This window comes from Rhodococcus sp. 105337 (genome assembly GCF_012844225.1).
GTDB lineage: Bacteria > Actinomycetota > Actinomycetes > Mycobacteriales > Mycobacteriaceae > Rhodococcus.
On record NZ_JABAGQ010000001.1, the window covers coordinates 434,964 to 457,372 of the forward strand.

The 22,409-nt window shown below is 69.1% G+C and carries 3 protein-coding genes; 1 reads left to right on the forward strand and 2 read right to left on the reverse strand.

Annotated features, from left to right (window positions below; translation table 11 throughout):
• Nucleotides 1-241: 241 nt before the first annotated feature.
• Nucleotides 242-3,583, forward strand: a complete 3,342-nt coding sequence (locus HF886_RS02135; protein ID WP_169651412.1) for a heterodisulfide reductase-related iron-sulfur binding cluster — start codon at nt 242-244, stop codon at nt 3,581-3,583.
• A gap of 103 nt (nt 3,584-3,686) precedes the next feature.
• Here HF886_RS02135 and HF886_RS02140 read toward each other — a convergent pair whose 3' ends face one another.
• Complete coding sequence (locus HF886_RS02140; RefSeq protein WP_169618990.1) at nt 3,687-4,679, reverse strand: alpha/beta hydrolase family protein; 993 nt, start codon at nt 4,677-4,679, stop codon at nt 3,687-3,689.
• Between the two features lie 2 nt (nt 4,680-4,681).
• On the reverse strand, nt 4,682-22,399 hold the full coding sequence (locus tag HF886_RS02145) for a non-ribosomal peptide synthetase (RefSeq protein WP_169651413.1): 17,718 nt from the start codon (nt 22,397-22,399) through the stop codon (nt 4,682-4,684).
• Between the last annotated feature and the right edge of the window lie 10 nt (nt 22,400-22,409).

The window sequence follows — 22,409 nt, forward strand, 5'->3', positions numbered from 1 at the left end:
CTTGCCCCGAGGGCTGTCGCGGCAAGAAAGGCGCGCAGTTAGGGGAGCCTGGCTAGATGAGGTGGAAGGTTTGACCACTAACGTGGCCGGGCACACACATCCCCGCTGCACGAACGTTGTTACCGGCTAGTAACCTGGCTCTGTTTCTCCACCAAGTTACCGGCCAGTAACTTAGCCTGCGTTACGATGCGGTGGTTTATACCAGGCGGCCCGGTGCTGCCCCCGACACGAAAGGCCACGTATGAATGCCCTGACGATCACGTTGGGCACGATCGGCGTGCTGCTCAGCCTCGTGTGTTGGTTCGCGTTCATCAGCGGCGCGTGGACGATGGTCAAGACCATCCGGGTCGGCCAACCGGCCCCGGACCGGTGGCGCCCGTTCTTCCCGCGCTTCAAGCAGATGCTCGTCGAGTTCATCGCGCACACGAAGATGACCAAGTTCCGTACCGTCGGCTGGGCGCACTGGCTGGTCATGGTCGGTTTCATGCTCGGTGCCATCGTCTGGTTCGAGGCCTACGGCCAGACGTTCGACCCGAACTTCCACTGGCCGATCATCGGCGACACGGCCGTCTACCACTTCATCGACGAGATCCTGGGCATCGGCACCGTGATCGGCATTCTGACGCTGATCACCATCCGCCAGCTCAACCACCCGCGTCAGCCCGGCCGGTTGTCGCGCTTCAGCGGCTCCAACTTCAAGGCCGCGTACTTCGTCGAGGCCGTCGTGCTCCTCGAGGGCCTCGGCATGATTCTGGTGAAGGCCGGCAAGATCGCGACCTACGGCGGTGGCCATATGAGCACCGACTTCTTCACGATGCAGGTCGCGCGGATCCTTCCCGAGAGCCCCGAACTGGTCTCGGTCTTCGCATTCGTCAAGCTGATGTCCGGCATGGTGTGGCTCTACATCGTCGGCCGCAACATCACGTGGGGTGTCGCATGGCACCGCTTCTCGGCCTTCCTCAACATCTACTTCAAGCGTGAGGACGACGGCGGCGTCGCCCTCGGTGCCGCGAAGCCGATGATGTCGGGTGGCAAGCCTATCGACATGGAGGAAGCAGACCCGGACAAGGACACCTTCGGTGCCGGACGGATCGAGGACTTCACATGGAAGGGCTGGCTCGACTTCACCACGTGCACCGAGTGCGGTCGCTGCCAATCGCAGTGCCCCGCCTGGAACACCGGTAAGCCGCTGTCGCCGAAGCTTCTGATCACGTCGCTGCGCGACCACGGCAACGCCAAGGCGCCGTACCTGCTGGCCGGTGGCCGCAAGGACATCGGCGGCGACGAGGTCGGGCTCGTGGACGCCGAGGGCAACGCCGACGAAGCTGCGCTCGCCAAGATTCCGGCGGGGGCACGCACGGAAGCGGAGCGCAAGCTCGTCGGTGACACCGAGGCGATGGTCGAGGCGGGCGAACTCGCGCCGATCATCGACACCGAAACGCTGTGGAGCTGCACCAACTGTGGTGCGTGCGTGGAGCAGTGCCCCGTGGACATCGAGCACGTCGACCACATCATCGACATGCGCCGCTACCAGGTACTCATCGAGTCGGACTTCCCGTCCGAACTCGCGGGTCTGTTCAAGAACCTCGAGAACAAGGGCAACCCCTGGGGCCAGAACGCCAAGGACCGTCTCAACTGGATCAACGAGATGGAGTTCGACATCCCGGTCTTCGGCCAGGATGCGGATAGCTTCGAGGGCTACGACTACCTGTTCTGGGTCGGTTGCGCCGGTGCCTACGAAGACCGCGCGAAGAAGACCACGAAGGCTGTCGCCGAGTTGCTCGCGACCGCCGGCGTGAAGTTCATGGTGCTCGGTGCCGACGAGACCTGCAGCGGTGACTCCGCTCGTCGCGCGGGCAACGAGTTCCTGTTCCAGCAGTTGGCGCAGCAGAACATCGAGACCCTCAACGGGGTGTTCGACGGCGTCGAGCAGAGCAAGCGCAAGATCGTCGTCACCTGTGCGCACTGCTTCAACACTCTGAACAACGAGTACCCGCAGGTCGGCGGCTCCTACGAGGTGGTTCACCACACGCAGCTGCTCAACCGGCTGGTCCGTGCGAAGAAGCTCGTGCAGGTGGCGCCCGTCAGCCAGGACGTCACGTACCACGATCCGTGCTTCCTCGGCCGGCACAACAAGGTGTACAACGCACCGCGTGAGCTGATGGAAGCCTCGGGCGCGAAGCTCGTCGAGATGCCGCGTCACGGCGAACGCTCGATGTGCTGTGGTGCCGGTGGTGCCCGCATGTGGATGGAAGAGCGCATCGGTAAGCGCATCAACATCGACCGCGTCGACGAGGCACTCAGCACGAACCCGGCGAAGATCGCGACGGGCTGCCCCTTCTGCCGCGTCATGCTCACCGACGGTGTCACCGCGCGGCAGGAAGAAGGCAAGGGCGAGGGTGTCGAGGTCATCGACGTCGCGCAGCTCATGCTCGAGTCCATCTCGCGCGTCGAGGCCGCGAAGCTCAGCGACAACCTGAAGGTCGTCCAACAGCCGAAGACTGCGGTCGAGGCCGAAGAGACCGCCGAAGAGGTCGAGAAAGAGCGCGTCGAGGAGGTCGAGGCGGCAGCCGCGGCACCTGCGGCTCCTAAGACCACCGGTGCTCCGAAGGCCGGCGGTCTGCAGATGAAGGGCGGTCTGAAGGGACCGGGCGCCAAGAAGACGGCGGCTCCCGCAGCAGCGGCCCCCGCGGCCGAGGCACCGGCGGCCGAGGCACCGGCTTCGGAAGCATCCGCAGCGCCGAAGGCCAAGCCGGGCGGACTGCAGATGAAGGGCGGCCTCAAGGGACCCGGAGCCAAGAAGGCAGCGGCTCCCGCAGCCACCGCGAAGACCGACGCCCCGGCAGCAGATGCTCCCGCGGCCGAGACAACGTCCGCGGATGCCCCCGCGATCCCGAAGGCCAAGCCCGGCGGACTGCAGATGAAGGGCGGCCTCAAGGGACCCGGAGCCAAGAAGGCAGCAGCACCGGCCGCACCCAAGGCAGACGCTGCACCGACAGCTCCCGCCGCGGACGCACCGGCAGCAGCAGCCGCACCGGCAACTGAGGCCACTGCGGCTCCCAAGGCGAAGCCCGGCGGACTGCAGATGAAGGGCGGCCTCAAGGCTCCCGGAGCCAAGAAGGCAGCAGCACCGGCCGCACCCGAGGCAGACGCTGCACCGGAGGCCCCCTCAGCCGAAACGCCCGCACCCGAGACGCCCGCGGCTCCTGCAGCCGAGGAGCCGAAGGTTGCGCCAGCTGAGGAGCCGAAGGGTACGGCAATCCCGAAGGCGAAGCCGGGGGGATTGCAGCTCAAGAGTGGACTGAAGGGCCCGGGCGCGAAGAAAGCGGCGCCGGCACCCGAGACCACCTCTGAGCCGGCTGCGGAATCTGCTCCCGAGCCGACTGTCGACTCCGAGCCGGAGACGACCGAGCCGGTAACGGAGTCGGCGGCTACGGAGCCGGAGACGACGCCCGAAGCGCCGGAGTCGGAGACGACGCCCGAGGCGCCGAAGGCACCCGCTGCCGACGCACCGGCCCCGCCGAAGGCGAAGCCGGGCGGACTGCAGATCAAGGGCGGCATCAAGCCCCCCGGTCGCAGGTAAGCAGCCCTGAAGTAAACGCTCGCGGCCCTGGTGGACACACCACCAGGGCCGCGAGCTTTTTCGTTGAGGGCGGGATCAGCCGGTCTCGGCGTCCCGCGTCGTGTCAGTTCCCGAGCTCGAGTGACGCCGCCAATTGCGGCCACGAACGGTGGAGTTCGTCCTCCCAGTAACCCCATGAGTGCGTGCCGTTCTCACGGAAGTGGAAGGTGGCGGGGATATCGAGTTCTTCCAGCCGCTCGGCCAGCCGTTGGGTACAGACGTTCGTTGCCGCCTCGATCACCCCCCCGATCACGACCTGCTCGTGCAGCGGCGGTGCCTGAGGGGTGCGTGGCAGTGCCGGGTTCTCGTGCGGTCCGGGCAACCCGTTTCCGTTCGAGATGTAGAGAGAGAGCCCCCGCAGCCCTTCGGCGTTGACCGTCGGGTCGTGCCGGGCCCACTCGTCGCCGTCGTACGGACCCCACATGTTGCGAGCGTCGGTCTCGCCCATCACTTCGACGACGGTCCGGAGATACGCCTGGCCCACAGGATCGCTGGTTTGGGCACAGCCGCTGTACGAGGCGACTCCTCGGTACAGTCCCGGCGCCTGGATCGCGAGGTCGAGCACCGACGTGCCTGCCATCGACAGTCCCGCGATTGCATTGACACCCGTGGTACCGAGTGCGCGGTCGACCGCCGGGGGAAGCTCCTGGGTCAGAAACGTCTCCCACTTCGCGATACCCACGACCGGATCGTCACGCATCCAATCCGTGTAGTAGGTGAACATGCCCTGTGCGGGAATCACGACGTTCACGTTCTTGTCCGCGAGGAAGTCGAGGATCTTCGTCTGATTGAGCCAGTTCGCGCCGTCTTCGCCACCGCCGGCCCCGTTCAGCAGGTACAGCGTCGGGCGCGGCACGCTGGTGTCGGCCGGGCGGATCAGCTGGAACGGGATCTCCCGGCCCATCGACTCCGAGTAGACGTGCATGTCGTAGCGGTTTCCTTCGACCTGCTCGACCCGCACCTCTTCCCCGCCGGGCAAGGCGGTGGCGGGTGCCCCCGCCAGGATGAGCGCCGAAGCCGCAATGACGCAGGCGCTACTTCGCCGCAGAACGTTCATGTTCATCTTGCTTGTTCGCCCTGTCGGTCGTGGTCGGATGGAGTTGCGAAGACAGTACGCAGGCGAGGCCCCAGCACGGCAAGTGCCTCGGTCGAAGTCATGCGCCAGTGGGTGACCGGCACTGAATGGTCATGGATTCGCCCGCTCACGGCATCGGCCCAGCCTGCCGCCCCGCGGCTGTCGTCCTCGGCTGCGGTGAAATACACGACGTCACCGTCGAACCGTCCGGGCCGGTGACCGGCCGCCAGGACAACGTTGTGCCGGGCCGCGTCCATCAGCTGCCGCACGAGACGTTCGGTGTCCTCGGCCGGAGTGCCGGTGACGTCGGCGACCACCCGGACGATCCCGGCGAGATCCGCCGGTCCGTCACCGTCTCCGACAACGCCGAGTCCTGCGAGCAGGTCGCTCATCGGCATTTCCGGCTCCTCGGACGCGTCGGTGTCGGTGTCGGTGTCCGCGAAACTGTCGAGCATCACCAGTGTTTCCACTGCGCTGCCGGCGGCCTGGAGGTGCACCGCCATGGCGTGCGCGATGACACCTCCCAGCGACCATCCGAGCAGCCGGTACGGGCCCTCCGGCTGGATCCGGCGTATCTCGTCGACGTAGAGCGCCGCCAGGTCGTCGAGGGATTCAGGCCGGTCCTCGAGCGGGGTCTGCACTCCGTACACGGGTACGGACGGGTCGATCTCCTGCGCGAGAGCGGTGTAGCACCACGACAATCCGACGATCGGATGCACGCAGAACACCGGGGGACGGTCGCCCTCCGCACGGATCGGGAGCAGCGTTCCGAACTCCGGACCGGACTCCCCGCCCTCGGCGATCTTCCGAGCCAGCGCTTCCACCGTCGAATGCGAGAACAACGACGGCAACGGGACCGCGACGCCCAGCGCGTCGCGCAACTGCGCGACGAGCCTGGTCGCGACCAGGGAAGTGCCACCGAGCGCGAAGAAGTCGTCGTCCGCCCCCACCTGTGCGACACCGAGAATATCGGAGAAGGCGTCGGCCACAGCACGTTCGGTGTCGCCCGACGGGCGCCGGAACTCGCGTGCCCAAACCTCGGGCTGTCGCAGCGCTTTCCGATCGACCTTCCCGTTGGGTGTCGTCGGCAGCGCATCGAGCACGACGAACTGCGCCGGCACCATGTACGACGGCAGCACCCGGCCCAGTGTCTCCCGCAGTCGCTGCGTATCGAGTTCACCGGTGGGCACGACGTAACCGACGAGTTGTTCCGGCCACGCCACCACTACCCCGGCCGCAACATCCTCGTGTGCGCGCAGCACCGAGTCGATTTCCCCGAGTTCGATCCGCTGGCCCCGCAGCTTGACCTGCATGTCGTTGCGGCCTACGTATTCGAGTTCGTGATGTGCGTTCCACCGCACCAGATCTCCCGTGCGGTACATCCTCGTCCCCGCACCGTCGAACGGGTTCGCCACGAACCTGTCGGCCGTCAGGTGTGCGCGTCCCGCATAGCCGCGGGCCAACTGGACACCCGAGAGATAAAGCTCGCCCACGACTCCCACCGGCACGGGATGCAGACGTGTGTCGAGCACCAGGGCACCGGTGTTCCGAACGGGTGTACCGATGGGGACGCGCCCACCGCCGGAATCGGGATCGCTTCGGCGGTGCGTGGCCTGCATCGTCGTTTCGGTCGGGCCGTACAGGTTGTGCACCCCGCACCCGAGCATCTTCCGCGCGCGGTCGGCCGTCGCACCCGACAGGGCCTCACCGCCGGCGAATACCAGCCGCAACGACGGAGTGGGCTCCTCCAGCACGTCGAGCACCGCGTCGAGCACGACCGGCACGAACTGCGCCACGGAGACCCCGAAATCCACCAGCGCACGCGCGAGGTACTGCGGGTCGCGGTGACCGTCCGGTGCCGCGACGACCATCCGCGCTCCACTGTGCAAGGGCCAGAACAGCTCCCACACCGATGCGTCGAACGTCAGCGGAGTCTTGAGCAGAACGGTGTCGGCAGCATCGGCGCCGAACTCCTCCTGCAACCAGTCCAGCTGGTTCACAGCCGACGCATGCGAGACCGCCACACCCTTCGGGCGCCCCGTCGAGCCCGACGTGAACAGCACGTACGCCGTGTTGTCCGGGCGCAGTGGACCCCGTCGCTCGGCATCCGAGATCGGCCCGTCCGGTACACCGCTCGCATCGAATGTGCCGATATCGAACACCGTCCGATCCGTGCCCAGGTGGTGGCGCGAATCCGACAACACCAGTATCGGATCGGCGATCTCGAACACGTGGGAGATCCGCTCGGCCGGTTGCCCGGGGTCGACGGGCACGTAGGCACCACCGGCGGCGACCACCGCGTGGACCGCGATCACCGCGTCGATCGATCGCTCCATCGCGATGGCAACGTTCGTCTCCGGGCCCACACCCAGCGAAATAAGATGCCGGGCAAGCGTGTTGACTCTCGAAGCGAATCCCGCGTAGGAGTACGAAGTGCCTTCGACGGCGACGGCGACGGCGAGCGGCGTCGCCGCGGCCTGCGCGGCCGACCGATCCGGCAGGGTGGCGCCGGCCGGGTCGGTGCGCACCGCGGGGAGGCCCATCTCGTGTAGGGCCGCACGCTCCCGCGGCGCGAGCCATTCCAGATCGCCGACGGGAGTTTCGGGATCGCGCACTGCTGCGGTGAGGGTGCGGACGAACCGGTCGGCGAATCCCGCGACGGTGGAAGCGTCGAAGAGGTCCGTGGCGTAGGTCCACGTCAGGTGGATACCGTCCGGAGTGCCGCCCTCCGAGAATGCTTCGTGCGCGGTGACCTGGAGATCGACCATCGCCTGGTTCAGATCGGCCTCGACGGGTTCGATGCGGACGCCACCGAGACGGAAATCGACGGGCTGCATGTTCTGCAGTGTCAGCATCACCTGGAAGAGCGGGTTACGCGCCTGCGAACGGGCCGGTGCGAGAACCTCGACGAGGCGCTCGAACGGCACGTCGGCGTGCGCGAACGCCTGCAGATCCGTTTCCCGCACCGAGCGGAGCAGGTCCGCGAACGACCGGCCCGGGTCGATGTCGGTACGCAGGACCAGCGTGTTGACGAACATCCCGATCAGATCGTCGAGTTCGGCTTCACCACGACCGGCAATCGGCGTACCGAGCGCGATGTCGGAGGTGCCGCTGAGCCGGGCGAGAGCGGACGCCAGGGCGCTGTGCAGCACCATGAAGAGCGTGGCGTGGTGTGTCCGCGCGAGCCCGAGCAGACCTCGGTGGAGCGACGCGTCGAGACCGACCGTGTGCGACGCACCCCGATGGGACGCCACCTGGGGACGCGGCCGATCCCAGGGCAATTCGAGCTGGTCCGGCAGCGACGCCAAAGCCTCGCTCCAGTACGAGATCTGCTTCGACACCACGCTGTCCGGGTCGTCCTCGGAGCCGAGGATCTGCCGCTGCCAGAGGGTGTAGTCCGCGTACTGCACCGGCAGCGGAGCCCACGTGGGCGGCTGACCTCCGACGCGCGACGCGTACGCCGTCATCACATCCCGGGTGAGCGGTCCCATCGAGAATCCGTCACCCGCGATGTGGTGCACCACGAAGACCAGGATGTATTCCTCCGGCCCGGCGCGGAACACCCGCACTCGTACCGGCACCTCCGCCGTCACGTCGAACCCCGCCGAGATCAATTCTCCGACGACGGCGAACACGTCGTCCGGATCGACCGGAACAGGCGTCGGATCGGCGTCCACCTCGGACAACGGCACGACCCGCTGGATACCCGCGCCGTCGGCCTCCGGGTACACGGTGCGCAGGATGTCGTGCCGCAGCAGCAGGTCCTCGACCGCTGCCTTCAGTGCTGCGTGGTCCAGGTCGCCCGACAACCGGAGCGCGACCGGGATGTTGTAGGTCGCGGCGCCGGGGTCGAACCGGTTGAGGAACCACATCCGCTGCTGCGCGAGCGACAGCGGAATGCGAGCGGGACGCTCCTGCACGACCAGCGCCGGGAGCGCTACCCGTCCCATGTACTCCTGCGCTGCCGCGGCGAGCGCACCCACCGTGGGCTGTTCGAACAGGACGCGGAGGGGGATGTCCGCTCCGAGTTCCGACCCGATCCGCGACATGACCCGCGTGGCGATCAGGGAGTTGCCGCCGAGGGCGAAGAAGTCGTCGTCGAGCCCGACCCGGTCGGCGCCGAGCAGTTCGGCGTAGACCGAGGCGACGGTCTGCTGGACCGCGTTTTCCGGTGCGCGGAATGCTCGCGTCTCGAAAGCCGGGACCGGCAGCGCTTTCCGGTCGAGTTTGCCGTTCGCGGTGATCGGCAGTGTGTCGAGCACGAGGATCTGCGCGGGCACCATGTAGGACGGCAGTTCGTCGGCGATCCGGTTGCGGAGCAGGTGCGTGTCGGCGGTATTGCCTTCGGTGGGGACGACGTAGCCGATGAGCCGGTCGCCGGTGCGGGCGTCGTTGTGCACCAGCACGACAGCCTGCGCGACCTCGTCGGTGCGGGTGAGGACGGCTTCGATTTCACCGAGTTCGATGCGCAGGCCCCGCACCTGCACCTGGGCGTCGCGGCGGCCGACGAAGTCGAGCTCGCCAACGGCCGTACGCCGCACCAGGTCTCCGGTGCGGTACATGAGCCCACCGGTGTAGGGGTTGGCGACGAAGCGGGACGCGGTCAGCTCGGGCCGGCGGTGGTAGCCGCGGGCCAGTCCGGCACCGGACAGGTACAACTCGCCGACGACACCGTCGGGCACGGGGTGCAGGCGGTCGTCGAGGACGACGGCCCCCGCACCGCGGATCGGCGCGCCGATGGTGATGACGTCGCCCGCACTCAGCGGCGCGGTCTCCGTGATGATGATGGTGGTTTCGGTGGGGCCGTAGCAGTTGACGAACCGGCACACGGAGCCGAACTTGGCAACCAGTTCGGGAGGGCACACGTCGCCGCCGACCATGACCGCTTCGAGGTCGGGCAGGTCGTCGGGTGTGACGGTACCGAGCGCGGCGGGCGCGGTGAGGATGTGCGTAACACGTTCTCGCCGCAGCAGATCCGACAGTTCGGCGCCACCGACGATCTCCGGCGGCGCGACGATCATCGTGGCACCGACGGAGAACGCGGCGATCTGCTCGAACACCGAGGCGTCGAAGCTCGACGACGAGAACCGGAGCATCCTCGACGCGGAGCTCAGACCGAGTCCGGGGCGGTGTTCGCCGGTGAAGGCCGCCAGCCCGCGGTGCGTGACGACGACACCCTTCGGGGTGCCGGTCGATCCGGACGTGTAGATCATGTAGGCGGCGGACCCGGCCGCGGTCGTCCGCCGGATCGGCGCGTCGGAGTACCCGGCGGCGTCGTCGACGCGGAGCCACGAGATGTCGGTCGACGGTGCGTCACCGTGTGTGAGCCCGAGAAGCGCACCGGAATCCGACAGCAGGTACGTGATGCGCGCGGCGGGCAGCGCGGGGTCGACCGGTACGAACGCCGCACCGGTCTTGGCCACGGCCCATAGTGCGATGATCGCGTCGACCGACCGCGGGAACGACAGCGCCACGAACGTTTCCGGCGTTGCGCCGTGCTCGGCGAGCATGCGGGCGAGACGGTTGGACGCACGATCCAGCTCGGTGTACGTCAGGTGCCTGGCCCCGTCGGTGGCCGCGATGCCGTCCGGGTTCGCGGCGACACCCCCCGCGAAGATCTCCGGCAGCACGCGTACCGGCACATCCGCGGGCACGGCGTGCCGGAGCGCACGGGCGGCATCGGCGTCCTCCATGAGCGGCACCTCGCCCACCGGCACGGCGGGGTTCTCGGTCACGGCGTCCAGCAGGCGCAGCCATCGCCGCGTCAAGGATTCCGCGGTACCGGCATCGAACAGGTCGGTCGCGTAGGTCAGCGACCCGGCGAGGCCGCCGTCGTCGTCGCGGAGGGTGAATTCGAGGTCCACCTTCGCGACATCGATACCCGGCTCGACGGGTTCGATCTCGAGGCCGGGTAGTTCGAGGACACCCGTGCCCTGGTTCTGGAGCGACAGTGTCACCTGGAACAGCGGCGCGTGGCTTTGCGAGCGGACAGGGTCGACGGCGTCGACGATCTGCTCGAACGGCACGTCGGCGTGCCCGAACGCGGCGAGGTCGGCGTCGCGGGTCTGCTCGAGGGTCCGATCGAAGCCGGCGGCCGGGTCGAACCGGGTGCGCAGCACGAGGGTGTTGACGAACATGCCGACGACGTCGTCGAGCGCTGCCTCCCCGCGACCGGCGACGGGGGTGCCGACGCTGACGTCGTCGGTGTTGCCGAGCCGCGCGAGCAGCACGGACAGGGCGGCGTGGAGTGCCATGAAGCGCGTGGCGCCGTGTGCCCGGGCGAGGGCGTCGAGTGCGTCCACGGTGTCTGCACCGATGCCGAAGTCGGTGCGTGCGCCGCGTTGCGAGGCGACCGCCGGGCGGGGCCGGTCGGCGGGCACCTCGAGCACGGCCGGGACGTCGTCGAGTGCCTCGGTCCAGTAGGCGAGCTGACGCGCTGCAAGCGATCCGGCGTCGGCGGGGTCGCCCAGCACGGCGCGCTGCCACACCGCGAAATCGGCGTACTGCACAGCGAGCGGCGCCCACTGCGGAGCGGCGCCGGCGAGCCGGGCGCTGTAGGCGACGAGGATGTCGCGGGCCAGCGGCACGGTGGAGGCGCCGTCGGCGGCGATGTGGTGCACGACCACCACGAGCACGTGCTCGTCGGCTGAAGCCTGGAGCAGGGCGCCGCGAATCGGGACCTCGGTCGTGACGTCGAATCCGCGCGAGAGCACGGCGAGGATCTCGTCACGCTCGGTATCGGCGGTGAGCGGGCGCGGCGTCAGGTTCACCGGGGCGTCGTCGAGGACCACCTGGTGTGGACCGTCGGCGTCGGGGAAGACCGTCCGCAGGGTCTCGTGCCGCTGCACGACGTCGTGCACCGCGGCGCGCAGCGCGTCGTGGTCGAGTCGGCCGCGCAGTCGCACGGCGACGGGGACGTTGTAGACCGGCGACGTGGGATCGAACCGGTTGATCAGCCACATCCGCTGCTGCGCCGGCGAGAGCGGAATGCGGTCGGGGCGGGGCCCGGCGACGAGCGGCGGGCGCGTGCCCGGCCCACTGTCACCGACGACGGCCGCCAGTGCGGCCACGGTCGGGTTCTCGAACACCGCGCGCACCCCGAGCGACGCGTCGAGTCGCGCAACCACACGGGTCGCCGAGAGGGAGTTACCGCCGAGGGCGAAGAAGTCGTCGTGCGCACCTGCCTGCTCGAGACCGAGCACGTCGGCGTACACCGCCGCGACCCGCCTTTCGGCGTCGGTACGCGGTGCGACGAACTGTGCGGCGGCGAAGACGGGTTCGGGCAGTGCCCGCAGATCGACCTTGCCCGCACCGGTGAGGGGGAAGGCGTCGACGACGGTGATCGCCGAGGGCACCATGTAGTCGGGCAGGGCGCGGGCAGCGTGAGCGGTCACCTCGGCGGCGACGATCGCGTGACCGGGTGCCGGCACCACGTAGGCCACCACGGCGCCGGTTGCGGCGTGGGGCACGCTCACCGCAGCGTCGACGGACGGATGCCCGGACAGGACGGCGTCGATTTCGGACAGTTCGATTCGATGGCCGCGAACCTTCACCTGGAAGTCGTTGCGTCCCAGGTATTCCAGTGTCCCGTCCGCGGTCTTCCGGACGCGGTCGCCCGTTCGGTACATGAGTCCGCCACCGACGGGGTCGGCGACGAACCGCGTTGCGGTGAGCTCGGCGCGATCGTGGTAACCCCGCGCGAGCCCCGCACCGGATACGTACAGTTCGCCGGGCACTCCCGTGGGCGCCGGTTGCAGCCGGTCGTCGAGAACCATCGCGGACGTGCCGAGCACGGCACGGCCGATGCGCACCGGTTCTCCCGGCGTCATCGGACCGAAATGCGTTGCCATGATGGTCGACTCGGTGGGACCGTAGGCGTTGAACATCGCCCGGCCCGGCGCCCATCGTGCCACCAGCGACGGTTCGCATGCCTCACCGCCGACGACGACCACCCGGACGTGCGGCAGCGTCTCGGGATCGAGTGTCGCCAGTGCCGCGGGCGTGAGGAAGAGGTGGGTCACGCCGGTGTCGGTGAGCACCGTCCCGAGTTCGGTGCCCCCGTAGATGCCGGTGGGGACGAGCACGAGGGTCGCTCCCCCACCGACCGCCATCAGCAGTTCGAGCAGCGACGCGTCGAAGCTGGGTGACGCGAATGCCGCGACGCGGTCACCGGGCCGCACGCCGTAGTGGCCTTGCTGCTCGGCGACGAATGCGGCGAGGCCGCGGTGGGTGACGACCACGCCTTTGGGCACGCCTGTGGAACCGGAGGTGTAGATCAGGTAGGCGGGGTGGTCGGGGTGCGGTTCGCGCGCAGGGACGGGCCGGTCGTCGCCGGTCTGCGCGGCAGCGTCGAGCCACCGCACCTCGTCGGGCAGGGCCTTGCGGTGTGCGTCGGTGGTGAGACCGAGGCGCACACCCGAGTCGGTGAGCATGTGCTCGATGCGAGCCGCCGGATAGGTCGGATCGACGGGCAGGAATGCGGCGCCGGTTCGGGCGACCGCCCAGACTGCGAGTACCGATTCCACCGAACGTTCCACGGCGACGGCAACGACCGTCTCGGGGCCTGCGCCGGCCCCGATCAGCGCGTGTGCGAGCGCTGAGGAGCGGCGGTCGAGTTCGCCGTAGGTGACGATGCGCGTCCCGGAGACGAGCGCGGGTGCGTCGGGATCGGCGGCAGCCTCGGCAAGTAGCTGCGGGAGCGTGCGTACGCCGACGGATTCGGGGCGGCGCAGCAGTTCGTCGTGCTCGGCGTGCGAGAGCAGGTCGAGGGAGCCGACGGAGGCATCCGGAGCTGCCACGGCCGACTCCAGCACCCGCACGTAGCGCTCGACCATCATTGCGGCGGTGGTGTCGTCGAACAGGTCGCGGGCGAAGGTCAGCGTGACGGTCGCGTGCCGCTCGTGCTCGGTAACGGCGAATTCGAGGTCGAACTTGGCGATCCCGAAATCGACTGGCAGCACCTCGATATCGAGACCGGGCAGCGTCACCGCACCCGGCTGCGGCACGTCGAGCGCGAGCACCGTCTGGAACAGCGGTTGGTGCGACGTCGAGCGCGCCGGGGCGAGTGCCTCGACGAGTTGCTCGAACGGGAGATCGGCGTGTGAGTACGCGGCAAGGTCGGTGTCGCGCACCGCGGTCAGGGCCGCTGCGAACGAGAACGAGGCATCGAACCGGGTGCGCAACGGGAGGGTGTTGACGAACATGCCCACCACGTCGTCGAGGTCACGATGGCCGCGACCGGCGACGGGCGTGCCGACGGTGACGTCGTAGGTCCCGCCGGTTCGGGAGAGCAGTACCGCAAGGGCGGTGTGCAGCACCATGAACAGCGATGCGTCGTGCGCCCTCGCCAGTTCTGCCGCGCGGCCATATACCGGTGCGGGCACGTCGACGGTGACCGTGCCGCCCCGGAACGAAGGGACCGCCGGTCGACGACGGTCGGCGCGCAGGTCCAAGACCTCAGGGGCATCGGCCAGGGCGTCCCGCCAGAAGGCGAGTTGACGGGCCGCCACCGAGTCGGGGTCGTCGGTGCTGCCGAGAAGTCCTTGCTGCCAGAGTGCGTAGTCGGCGTACCCGACCGGCAACGGCTCCCACGCCGGGACGCTGCCGGCGCTGCGTGCACCGTAGGCGGCGACCAGATCGCGGGCGAGCGCTTGCATCGACCAGCCGTCGATCGCGATGTGATGCACGACCAGAACGAGGACGTGCCGGTCGGCGTCTTCGCGGACGATATTCAGCGCGAGGGGAATCTCACGGGTGACGTCGAAACCGCGGGCGACGACCTCGAGGAGCCATTCGTCGAGCGTCCCGTGCAGGGCGTCGGCGTCGAGTGTGAGTGCATCGATCACCTCGGCGGCCGGCAGGATCTCCTGCCGGGGACCGTCGCCGGTATCCGGGTAGCGGGTGCGCAGCGTCTCGTGCCGGTCCACGATGTCGGTGACCGCGGCGCGCAGCGCGTCGATGTCGAGCGTGCCGGTCAGGCGTAGCGCGACCGCCACGTTGTAGGCACCCGAGGCCGGGTCGAAGCGGTTGACGAACCACATGCGCGCCTGCGCCGGTGAGAGCGGGATGTGTTCTGGGCGCGGCCCCGCGACGAGCGGCGGACCCGTCTGCCGGTCTTGTTGTCCGTCGATGAGACCGGACAGTCCGGCCACCGTGGCGTTGTCGAACAGATCGCGGATCTGCAGGCGGGTGTCGAAGGTGTCGTCGAGGCGGGCGAGCAGCCTGGTCGCGGTCAGCGAGTTACCGCCGAGATCGAAGAAGTTCGCCGTCGCACCGAGGCCGTCGCGTCCGAGCACGTCGGCCACGATCGCCGCGACTGTCTCCTCGGTTGCGGTGGCCGGGGCGACGTACTCGGTGCCGGAGCCGAATTCCGGTGCGGGTAGGGCTTTGCGGTCGAGTTTGCCGTTGGAGGTCACCGGGAGCGCGTCGAGCACCATCGCGACGGTGGGAACCATGTGCCGCGGGAGGCGCGCTGCGGCGTGCGCGAGGACGGCCTCGCTGTCCACGGCGCCGACCACGTACGCGACCAGGTGTTCCCCGGCTGCGTGGTCGCGATGCAGTGCGACCACGGCCTGAGCGACGGCGTCGTGGTCGAGTAGCGCGGACTCGATCTCTCCGAGTTCGATGCGCTGACCCCGGAGCTTCACCTGGAAGTCGCTGCGGCCCACGTACTCGAGGACGCCGTCGGCGCGCCACCGGACCACGTCGCCGGTGCGGTAGAGACGTGCTGGGCCGGACGGGTCGGCGACGAATCGCGCTGCCGTCAGGCCGGGTGCCGCGTGGTATCCGCGAGCGAGTTGCACTCCCCCGAGGTACAGCTCGCCCTCGACGCCCACCGGGACCGGACGGAGGCGCGAGTCCAGCACGCGCACAGTCGTGTTCCAGACAGGTGCTCCGATGGGCACCGGGTTCTCCCCGGCCACCGTCGGATGAGCGGTGACGTCGACCGCGGCTTCCGTCGGCCCGTACAGGTTGTGGAGGGGCACGCCGAGGCTCTCGGCGAACCGTGCGACGGTGGTGGCGGGTAGCGCCTCCCCACTGGTGAACACCTGCCGCATGCTGCCGCAGCGGCCGAGGTCGGCGCCGGCGAGGAAGACGTCGAGCATCGACGGCACGAAATGCAGTGTGGTGACGCCGTATTCGTCGATCACGCGAGAGAGGTAGCGCGGGTCGCGGTGCCCGTCCGGGCTCGCGAGCACCACCGAGGCACCGGTGAGCAACGGCCAGAACAGCTCCCACACCGACACATCGAATGTCGCGGGAGTCTTCTGCAGCACCACATCGTCGGCCGTAAGCGGATAGGTGTCCTGCATCCACAGCAGGCGGTTGACGATGCTGCGGTGCGAGATGGCGACACCCTTGGGGCGTCCGGTGGACCCGGAGGTGAACAGCACGTAGGCCAGGTCGTCGGGGTGGAGCGGCGCACGGCGGTCGAGATCGGTGAGCGGAGCGTCGGAGAACCCGGCCGTGTCCGGCAGAGCGCTGAGCACCCGGGCGGGGGCAGCCGTATCGAGTACGTGTGCGGTGCGCGACGCGGGTTGTTCGGGGTCGATCGGCACGTAGGCGGCGCCGGCGGTGACGACGGCGTGGATCGCGGTGAACTGGTCGAGCGACCGCGGCATCGCGACGCCCACCAGGTCGCCGGGGCCGATGCCGTCGGCGACGAGGGCACGGGCGAGGCGGTTGACCCGCGACGCGAATTCCGAATACGGCAGTGCGGGAGCGCCCTCGACGAGGACGGCCCGCGTGTCGGGAGTCCGCTGCGCTTTCTGCGCAAGAAGGTCCACGAGCGTGGTGGGTGGCAGATCCCGATCCGGGCCGCGTTCGAATCCGGCGACGGTGTCTCGTTCGCCGGGCAGGAAGACGTCGACGTCCCCGACGTGCGTGTCGGGCCCGGTCGCCGCGGTCTCGAGTACTCCGACGAGGCGCCTCGCGATGCGGTCCACGGTGGCGCGGTCGAACAGGTCGGTGCGGTAGCGCACGCTCAGGCGCAACCTCGGTTCGAGGATCGCCATGACGGTGAGCGGGTAGTGCGTGGCGTCGCGGGCATCGATACCCGTGACGCGCATGCCGGCGAAGTCGGTGGTCTCGTCGAAACCGGCGCGGTCGACGGGGTACGACTCGAAGACGGTGAGGGTGTCGAACAGGGTGCCGGCACCGATGTTCTGCTGGATGCTGCCCAGACCCACGTGGTGATGGTCGAGCATCGACACCTGCGCGTCCTGCACGCTGCGCAGCACGTCGGCGACGGTGTCCCCGGGCTCGAACTCGACGCGCACCGGCACCGTGTTGATGAACAGGCCCAGCATGTTCTCCACACCGGGCAGTTCTGCGGGGCGGCCGGACACGGTCGCGCCGAAGACCACATCCGAACGCGTGAGCATCCGTTCCAGGACGAGCGCCCACGCGACCTGCACGACCGTGTTGACGGTGGTCCCGGTCTCACGCGACTGCTCGGTGAGCGCGGTGAGCAACTCGTCGGGCAGATCGACGTCGATCTCGCCGGGGTTGTCCTCGAAGGACGTCTCGGCGTTCGGCGCGACGAGCGTCGGCTCGGTAACGCCGGCGAGCAACTCGCTCCACGCCTGGAGCGACCGGTCCGTGTCCTGCTCGCGCCACCATCGGAGATAGTCCCGGTACGGCGCGGGCTCGGGCAGCGCGTCCCGGGATATGTAGTGGGTGAGGATCTCTCGCACGAGAAGGGGCATCGACCACCCGTCGAGCACGAGGTGGTGGTTGGTCAGTACGAGCGTCGCGCGGTCGTCGGCGGTGCGGACGAGTACTGCCCGCAGCAGGGGCGGCCGGGCGGGGTCGAAGGGTGTTCCGCGCTCGGAGTCGAGTATCTCGGCGGCTCCACCCGCACCGGCCCGCACCTCGCGCCACGGCACGGCGACGCGATCGAGCACGAGTTGCACCGGGTCCCCGTTCTCGTCGTGGACGAACGCGGTGCGCAGGCCGGCGTGCCGGGCGACGACCGCGTCGACGGCGCTGCGCAGCCGGTCGCTGTCCACGGCACCGGCCAGTTCGAGGGTCAGTTGCGCGACGTAGACGTCGAGCGAGCCGGCGGCGAGCCGGGCGTGGAACAGCAACCCTGCCTGGAGCGGTGGGAGGGGCCAGATGTCGCGCACGGCCGGGTACTCGGCTTCCCACTGCTCGATCTGGCGCTGGCCCACGGCGACGAGCGGAACGTCGGACGGGGTCAGGCCACCCGCGTCGGGACGATCGAGGTGCGCGGCGAGACCGGTGAGGGCGCTGCGCCACAGTTCGGCCAGTTCGGCGACGTCCTCGGAGGAGACCAGGCGCGGCACGTACGCGAACGACGCGGTGAGGTGTGGTCCGTCGGGACCGTCGACGACCATGGCGTTGATGTCGATCGCCGCTGCGGCGGCGAGCCCGGAGGTCCGGTTCGGATCGAGATCGAGGTCGTCGGGTACCCAGCCGATCTCGCGGATCTCGTCGGGGATGTGACCCGAGGTGAGCCGGCCGAGGTAGTTGAACGAGAGCTGGGATGCGGGCAGATCCGCGAGCACCGTTCCGGTCTCGTCGTCGAGGTACCGCAGGATGCCGTAGCCGATACCGTGGTTCGGCACGGCGGCAAGCTGTTCCTTCACCGCTTTGACCGCGGCGGCCGCTGCGGATCCGCCGGCCAGGGCGTCGTCGAGGTCGCCGGTGACGGCGAGACGCACCGGGTAGGCACTGGTGAACCAGCCGACGGTGCGCGCAAGGTCTGCCGGGTCCGGCGTATCGAGATCGCGCCCGTGGCCTTCGAGGGTCAGCAGCAGCGAGCGCTCGGCACCGTCGTCCCAGCGTGCGGCCGCCAGCGCGAGGGCGGTGAGCAACCCGTCGGCGGCGCCGCTGCCGTAGAGCGCGGGCAGCCGGGTCAGGACGGCGTCGGTGACCGCCGGGTCGAGTGCGACGTCGATGCGCCGGGTGGCGGCGAGGGTGTCGACGTCCGGGTCGAGGGTGCCGATCCCGCGCAACGGACGGGCCCCGGTCAGCGTGCGCTGCCAGTAGACGAGTTCGTCGGCGAACGCGCCGTCGCGAGCGGCGTCGTGCAGGGCGTGCGCCCAGCGGCGGAAGGACGTACCGATCGGCGGGAGAACAGGCTCCTGGGCCGCCGCGACCTGCATCCAGGCCTGTCCGAGGTCGGGGAGCAGCACCCGCCAGGACACCCCGTCGACGACGAGGTGGTGCGCGACGAGCAGGAGTTTGCCCTGTGTATCGGCCGCGTCCACGTCGAACCACACGGCCTGCAGCGTCACACCCGCGGCAGGATCGAGCGCCGCTGCGGCACTGTCGCATCGGGACGCGATCAGATCCTCGATGTCGTCGAGGTCCGCGACGGGAACGCGCGTGACGAGGGTTCCGGGCTCGGCGGCGCCGGCACGGACCTCCCAGGTGTCGCCGCGCATCACCGAGCGCAGCATGTCGTGGCGGTCGAGCACGGCACCGAGTGCTGCGGACAGGTGTTCGGCGGTGAGGCCGGCGGGGGTGGTGACGAGTACCGCCTGCGCGAACGTGGAGTAGTCGCCGCGCCGGAGCATGTCGTGCACGATGGGCGTCAGCGGAATCTCGCCGGCACCGCCACCGGGCAGTTCTGCCATGACCGTGGTCGCCGACACCGCGGTGGCGACACGAGCCAGCGCGGCAATCGTCTTGTGCTCGAAAATCTGCCGTGCCGTGATGTGCAGCCCGACATCCTTGGCGCGGGCGGCGAACTGCATCGCCACGATGCTGTCGGCGCCGAGCGCGAACAGCGAATCGTCGACACCGACCCGTTCGACGTCGAGGAGCCCCACCGCGAGTTCGGCGAGTGCAATCTCCGAATCTGTCCGGGGCGCGCGGAATTCGGCCGACTCGAACCGTGGTGCCGGTAGGGCGGCGCGGTCGAGCTTGCCCGCGGGCGTCACCGGAATGTGGTCCAGTTCCATCAGCGCGGCGGGAATCATGTGCGACGGCAGCATCCGGCCGACGCCCTCGAGGAGCGTCGCTGCGTCGAAGAGGTGGTCCGATTCCATCCGCACGTACGAGATCGGCACGCTCGAGTGCCCGGTGTCGTGGACGACGGACGCCGCGTAGTCGACACCCGGTTGTTCGAGCAGTGCCGTGTCGATTTCACCGAGTTCGATGCGGAATCCGCGGATCTTCACCTGGAAGTCGGAGCGGCCCAGGAATTCGAGTTCGTGGTCGACGGTCCAGCGCACGTCGTCACCGGTGCGATAGAGGCGGCCACCGGGCTCGAACGGGTTGGCGACGAACCGGTCGGCGGTCTGTCCGGGCCGGGAGTGGTATCCCCGGGCCAGCGCAGGGCCCCCGAGATACAGCTCACCCACGAATCCCACTGGGACGGGCCGCAATCTGCGGTCGAGGACCACGGCTTCGACACCGTCGAGCGGCCGCCCGATGGTGATCCGGTCACCCGAGTGCAGCGGGCTCCCCGCGGTGACCACGATGGTGGTTTCGGTCGGCCCGTAGCTGTTGGTGAACCGGCTGACGGCACCGAAACGCTCGACGAGGTCGGGGGTGCAGACGTCACCGCCCACCACGACGGCGTCGAGAGCGTCGAGTCCGGTGGGGTCGACGGTGGTGAGCACGGTCGGCGCCGACACGATGTGGGTGACACGGCTGCTGCGCAACAGATCGGCGAGATCCTGCCCGCCGAGGATGTGCGGCGGGGCGACCACCATCGCCGCGCCGGCGCTGAACGCCTGCAGCATCTCGAAGATCGATGCGTCGAAACTCGCCGACGAGAAACGCAACATCCTCGATTCGCGAGTGAGGCCGAGTTCCGGCCGAGCGTCGGCGTCGAACGCGGCGAGCCCGGAGTGGGTGACCACCACGCCCTTCGGTGTGCCGGTCGAACCGGAGGTGTAGATCATGTAGGCGGGATGCTCGGGCCTGGCCGCGACGACCGGCGGCGCATCCACAGCCGGATGCGCGTCGTCCGCGGCGAGCCAGCGCGGACCCGTGGGCAGGTGGGGTATCCGGTCCCGCGTGCTGATGCCGAGTCGCGCACCGGAGTCCCGGATCATGTACGCGAGACGTTCCGCGGGCAGCGCCGGATCGATCGGCACGAACGCGGCGCCGGTCTTCGCCACTGCCCAGAGGGCGACCAGCGCTTCGACACTGCGTTCCATGCTCAGCACGACGAAAGTTTCGGGAACGGCGCCGGCGTCGGCGAGTACCCGGGCGAGCCGATCGGAGCGCTCGTCGAGGGCGCGGTAGGTCAGCGTCCGGTCGCCGTCGAGGACGGCGATGCCGTCGCGGTTGCGCCGCACCCCTTGCGCGAGAAGGTCCGGCAGCATCCGGACGGGGCGCGGCGGGCGGCCGCGGAACGGGACGAGCGTGTCCCGCTCGTCCTCGTGGAGCACGTCGAGCGCGCCCACGGTGCCGTCGCATTCCGCGAAGTCGGCAAGGAACTCGATGAATCGGCTGTGGTGGGAGCGTAATTCGTCGATGGAGTACAGGTTCGGGTTGGCTTCGAGGTCGATGTGCGCCGGATCGCCGGGTTTGCTCGGGTAGATGTTGAGCGAGAGGTCTTCGACCGGTCCCGTGCTGACCACGTGGAGACGGCCGACGAGATCGCCGAGACGGATCTCCGTTCCGAACATCATGATGTTGACGGCGGGACCGAAGAAGCCGCGATCGGCTCCGCCCCTCCCGGTGTCGCGCCGCATGTCCTCGTGCCGGTACCGCTGATGACGCAGCGCTCCGGTGAGTTCGAGTTGCACGCGGGACGTGATGTCGGGAGCGGTGTCCGCGGGGTCCACGCCCACTCGGATCGGCACGACGTTGGAGACCATGCCCCCGGATCGTCGCAACTTGACGGTCGTGCGTGCCGAGACCGGCAGGCTGAGCACGATGTCGGATTCACCTGTGACCCGGGCGAGGAACGCAGCGAAGGCAGCGATGACCACGCTCGTGAAGGTGGCCTGCTCGTCACGGGCGATGACCCGTTCGATGGACGCCGCCACCTCGTCGGGCAGCGGCGCGCTGTAGCGGACCGGATTGGGGCCGACCGGCGCCGCCCGGCCGGAGAGGCCGATCGGGTGCGGCAGGTCGCGGACCCGCGCGGCCCAGTACTCCCGATCGGTCTCGAACCGGCCCGATTCGCGGTAGCGGTTCTCGTCGTCGACGATCTCGTGGAGCGCGCTGACGGGGAACGACGCGGGTTCGCGGCCCTCCTTGACGGCGGTGTACCGCTCGGCGATCCGGTTGACGAAGGTTGTGGCGCCGAATCCGTCCAGCGCGACGTGGTGGATCCGGGTGTAGACGAAGTACCGGGCCTCGGCGATGCGCAGAATCGCGCACACGATGAGCCGGTCCTCGAGCATGTCCAGCGGGGTGCGGTACTCGGCCCGCATCCACGCGATCGCAGCGGCCTCGGGATCGGGGCGCTCACGCAGGTCGAGGACGGTGGCCCGATCGTTGAGATCGGGATCGATCACCTGGTAGGGCTGCCCGTCGTGCTCGAACAACCGGAGCATTCCGGTGCCGATTTCGCGACCGGTGGCCGCACCGGCGTCCGCGAACGCCTCGACGTCGAGATCACCGTGGACGTCGATGTACTGGGCAATGGTGAGCGGAATGTCGCCGAGCAGATGCTGGGCGAACCAGATCCCGCGCTGCGCCGTCGAGAGTGGGAAGCCCACCTGAGGCTCGTCGTCGACGAGCACCGGTCCACGCGCATACTGCTGTTCCACTCGGCTCCCG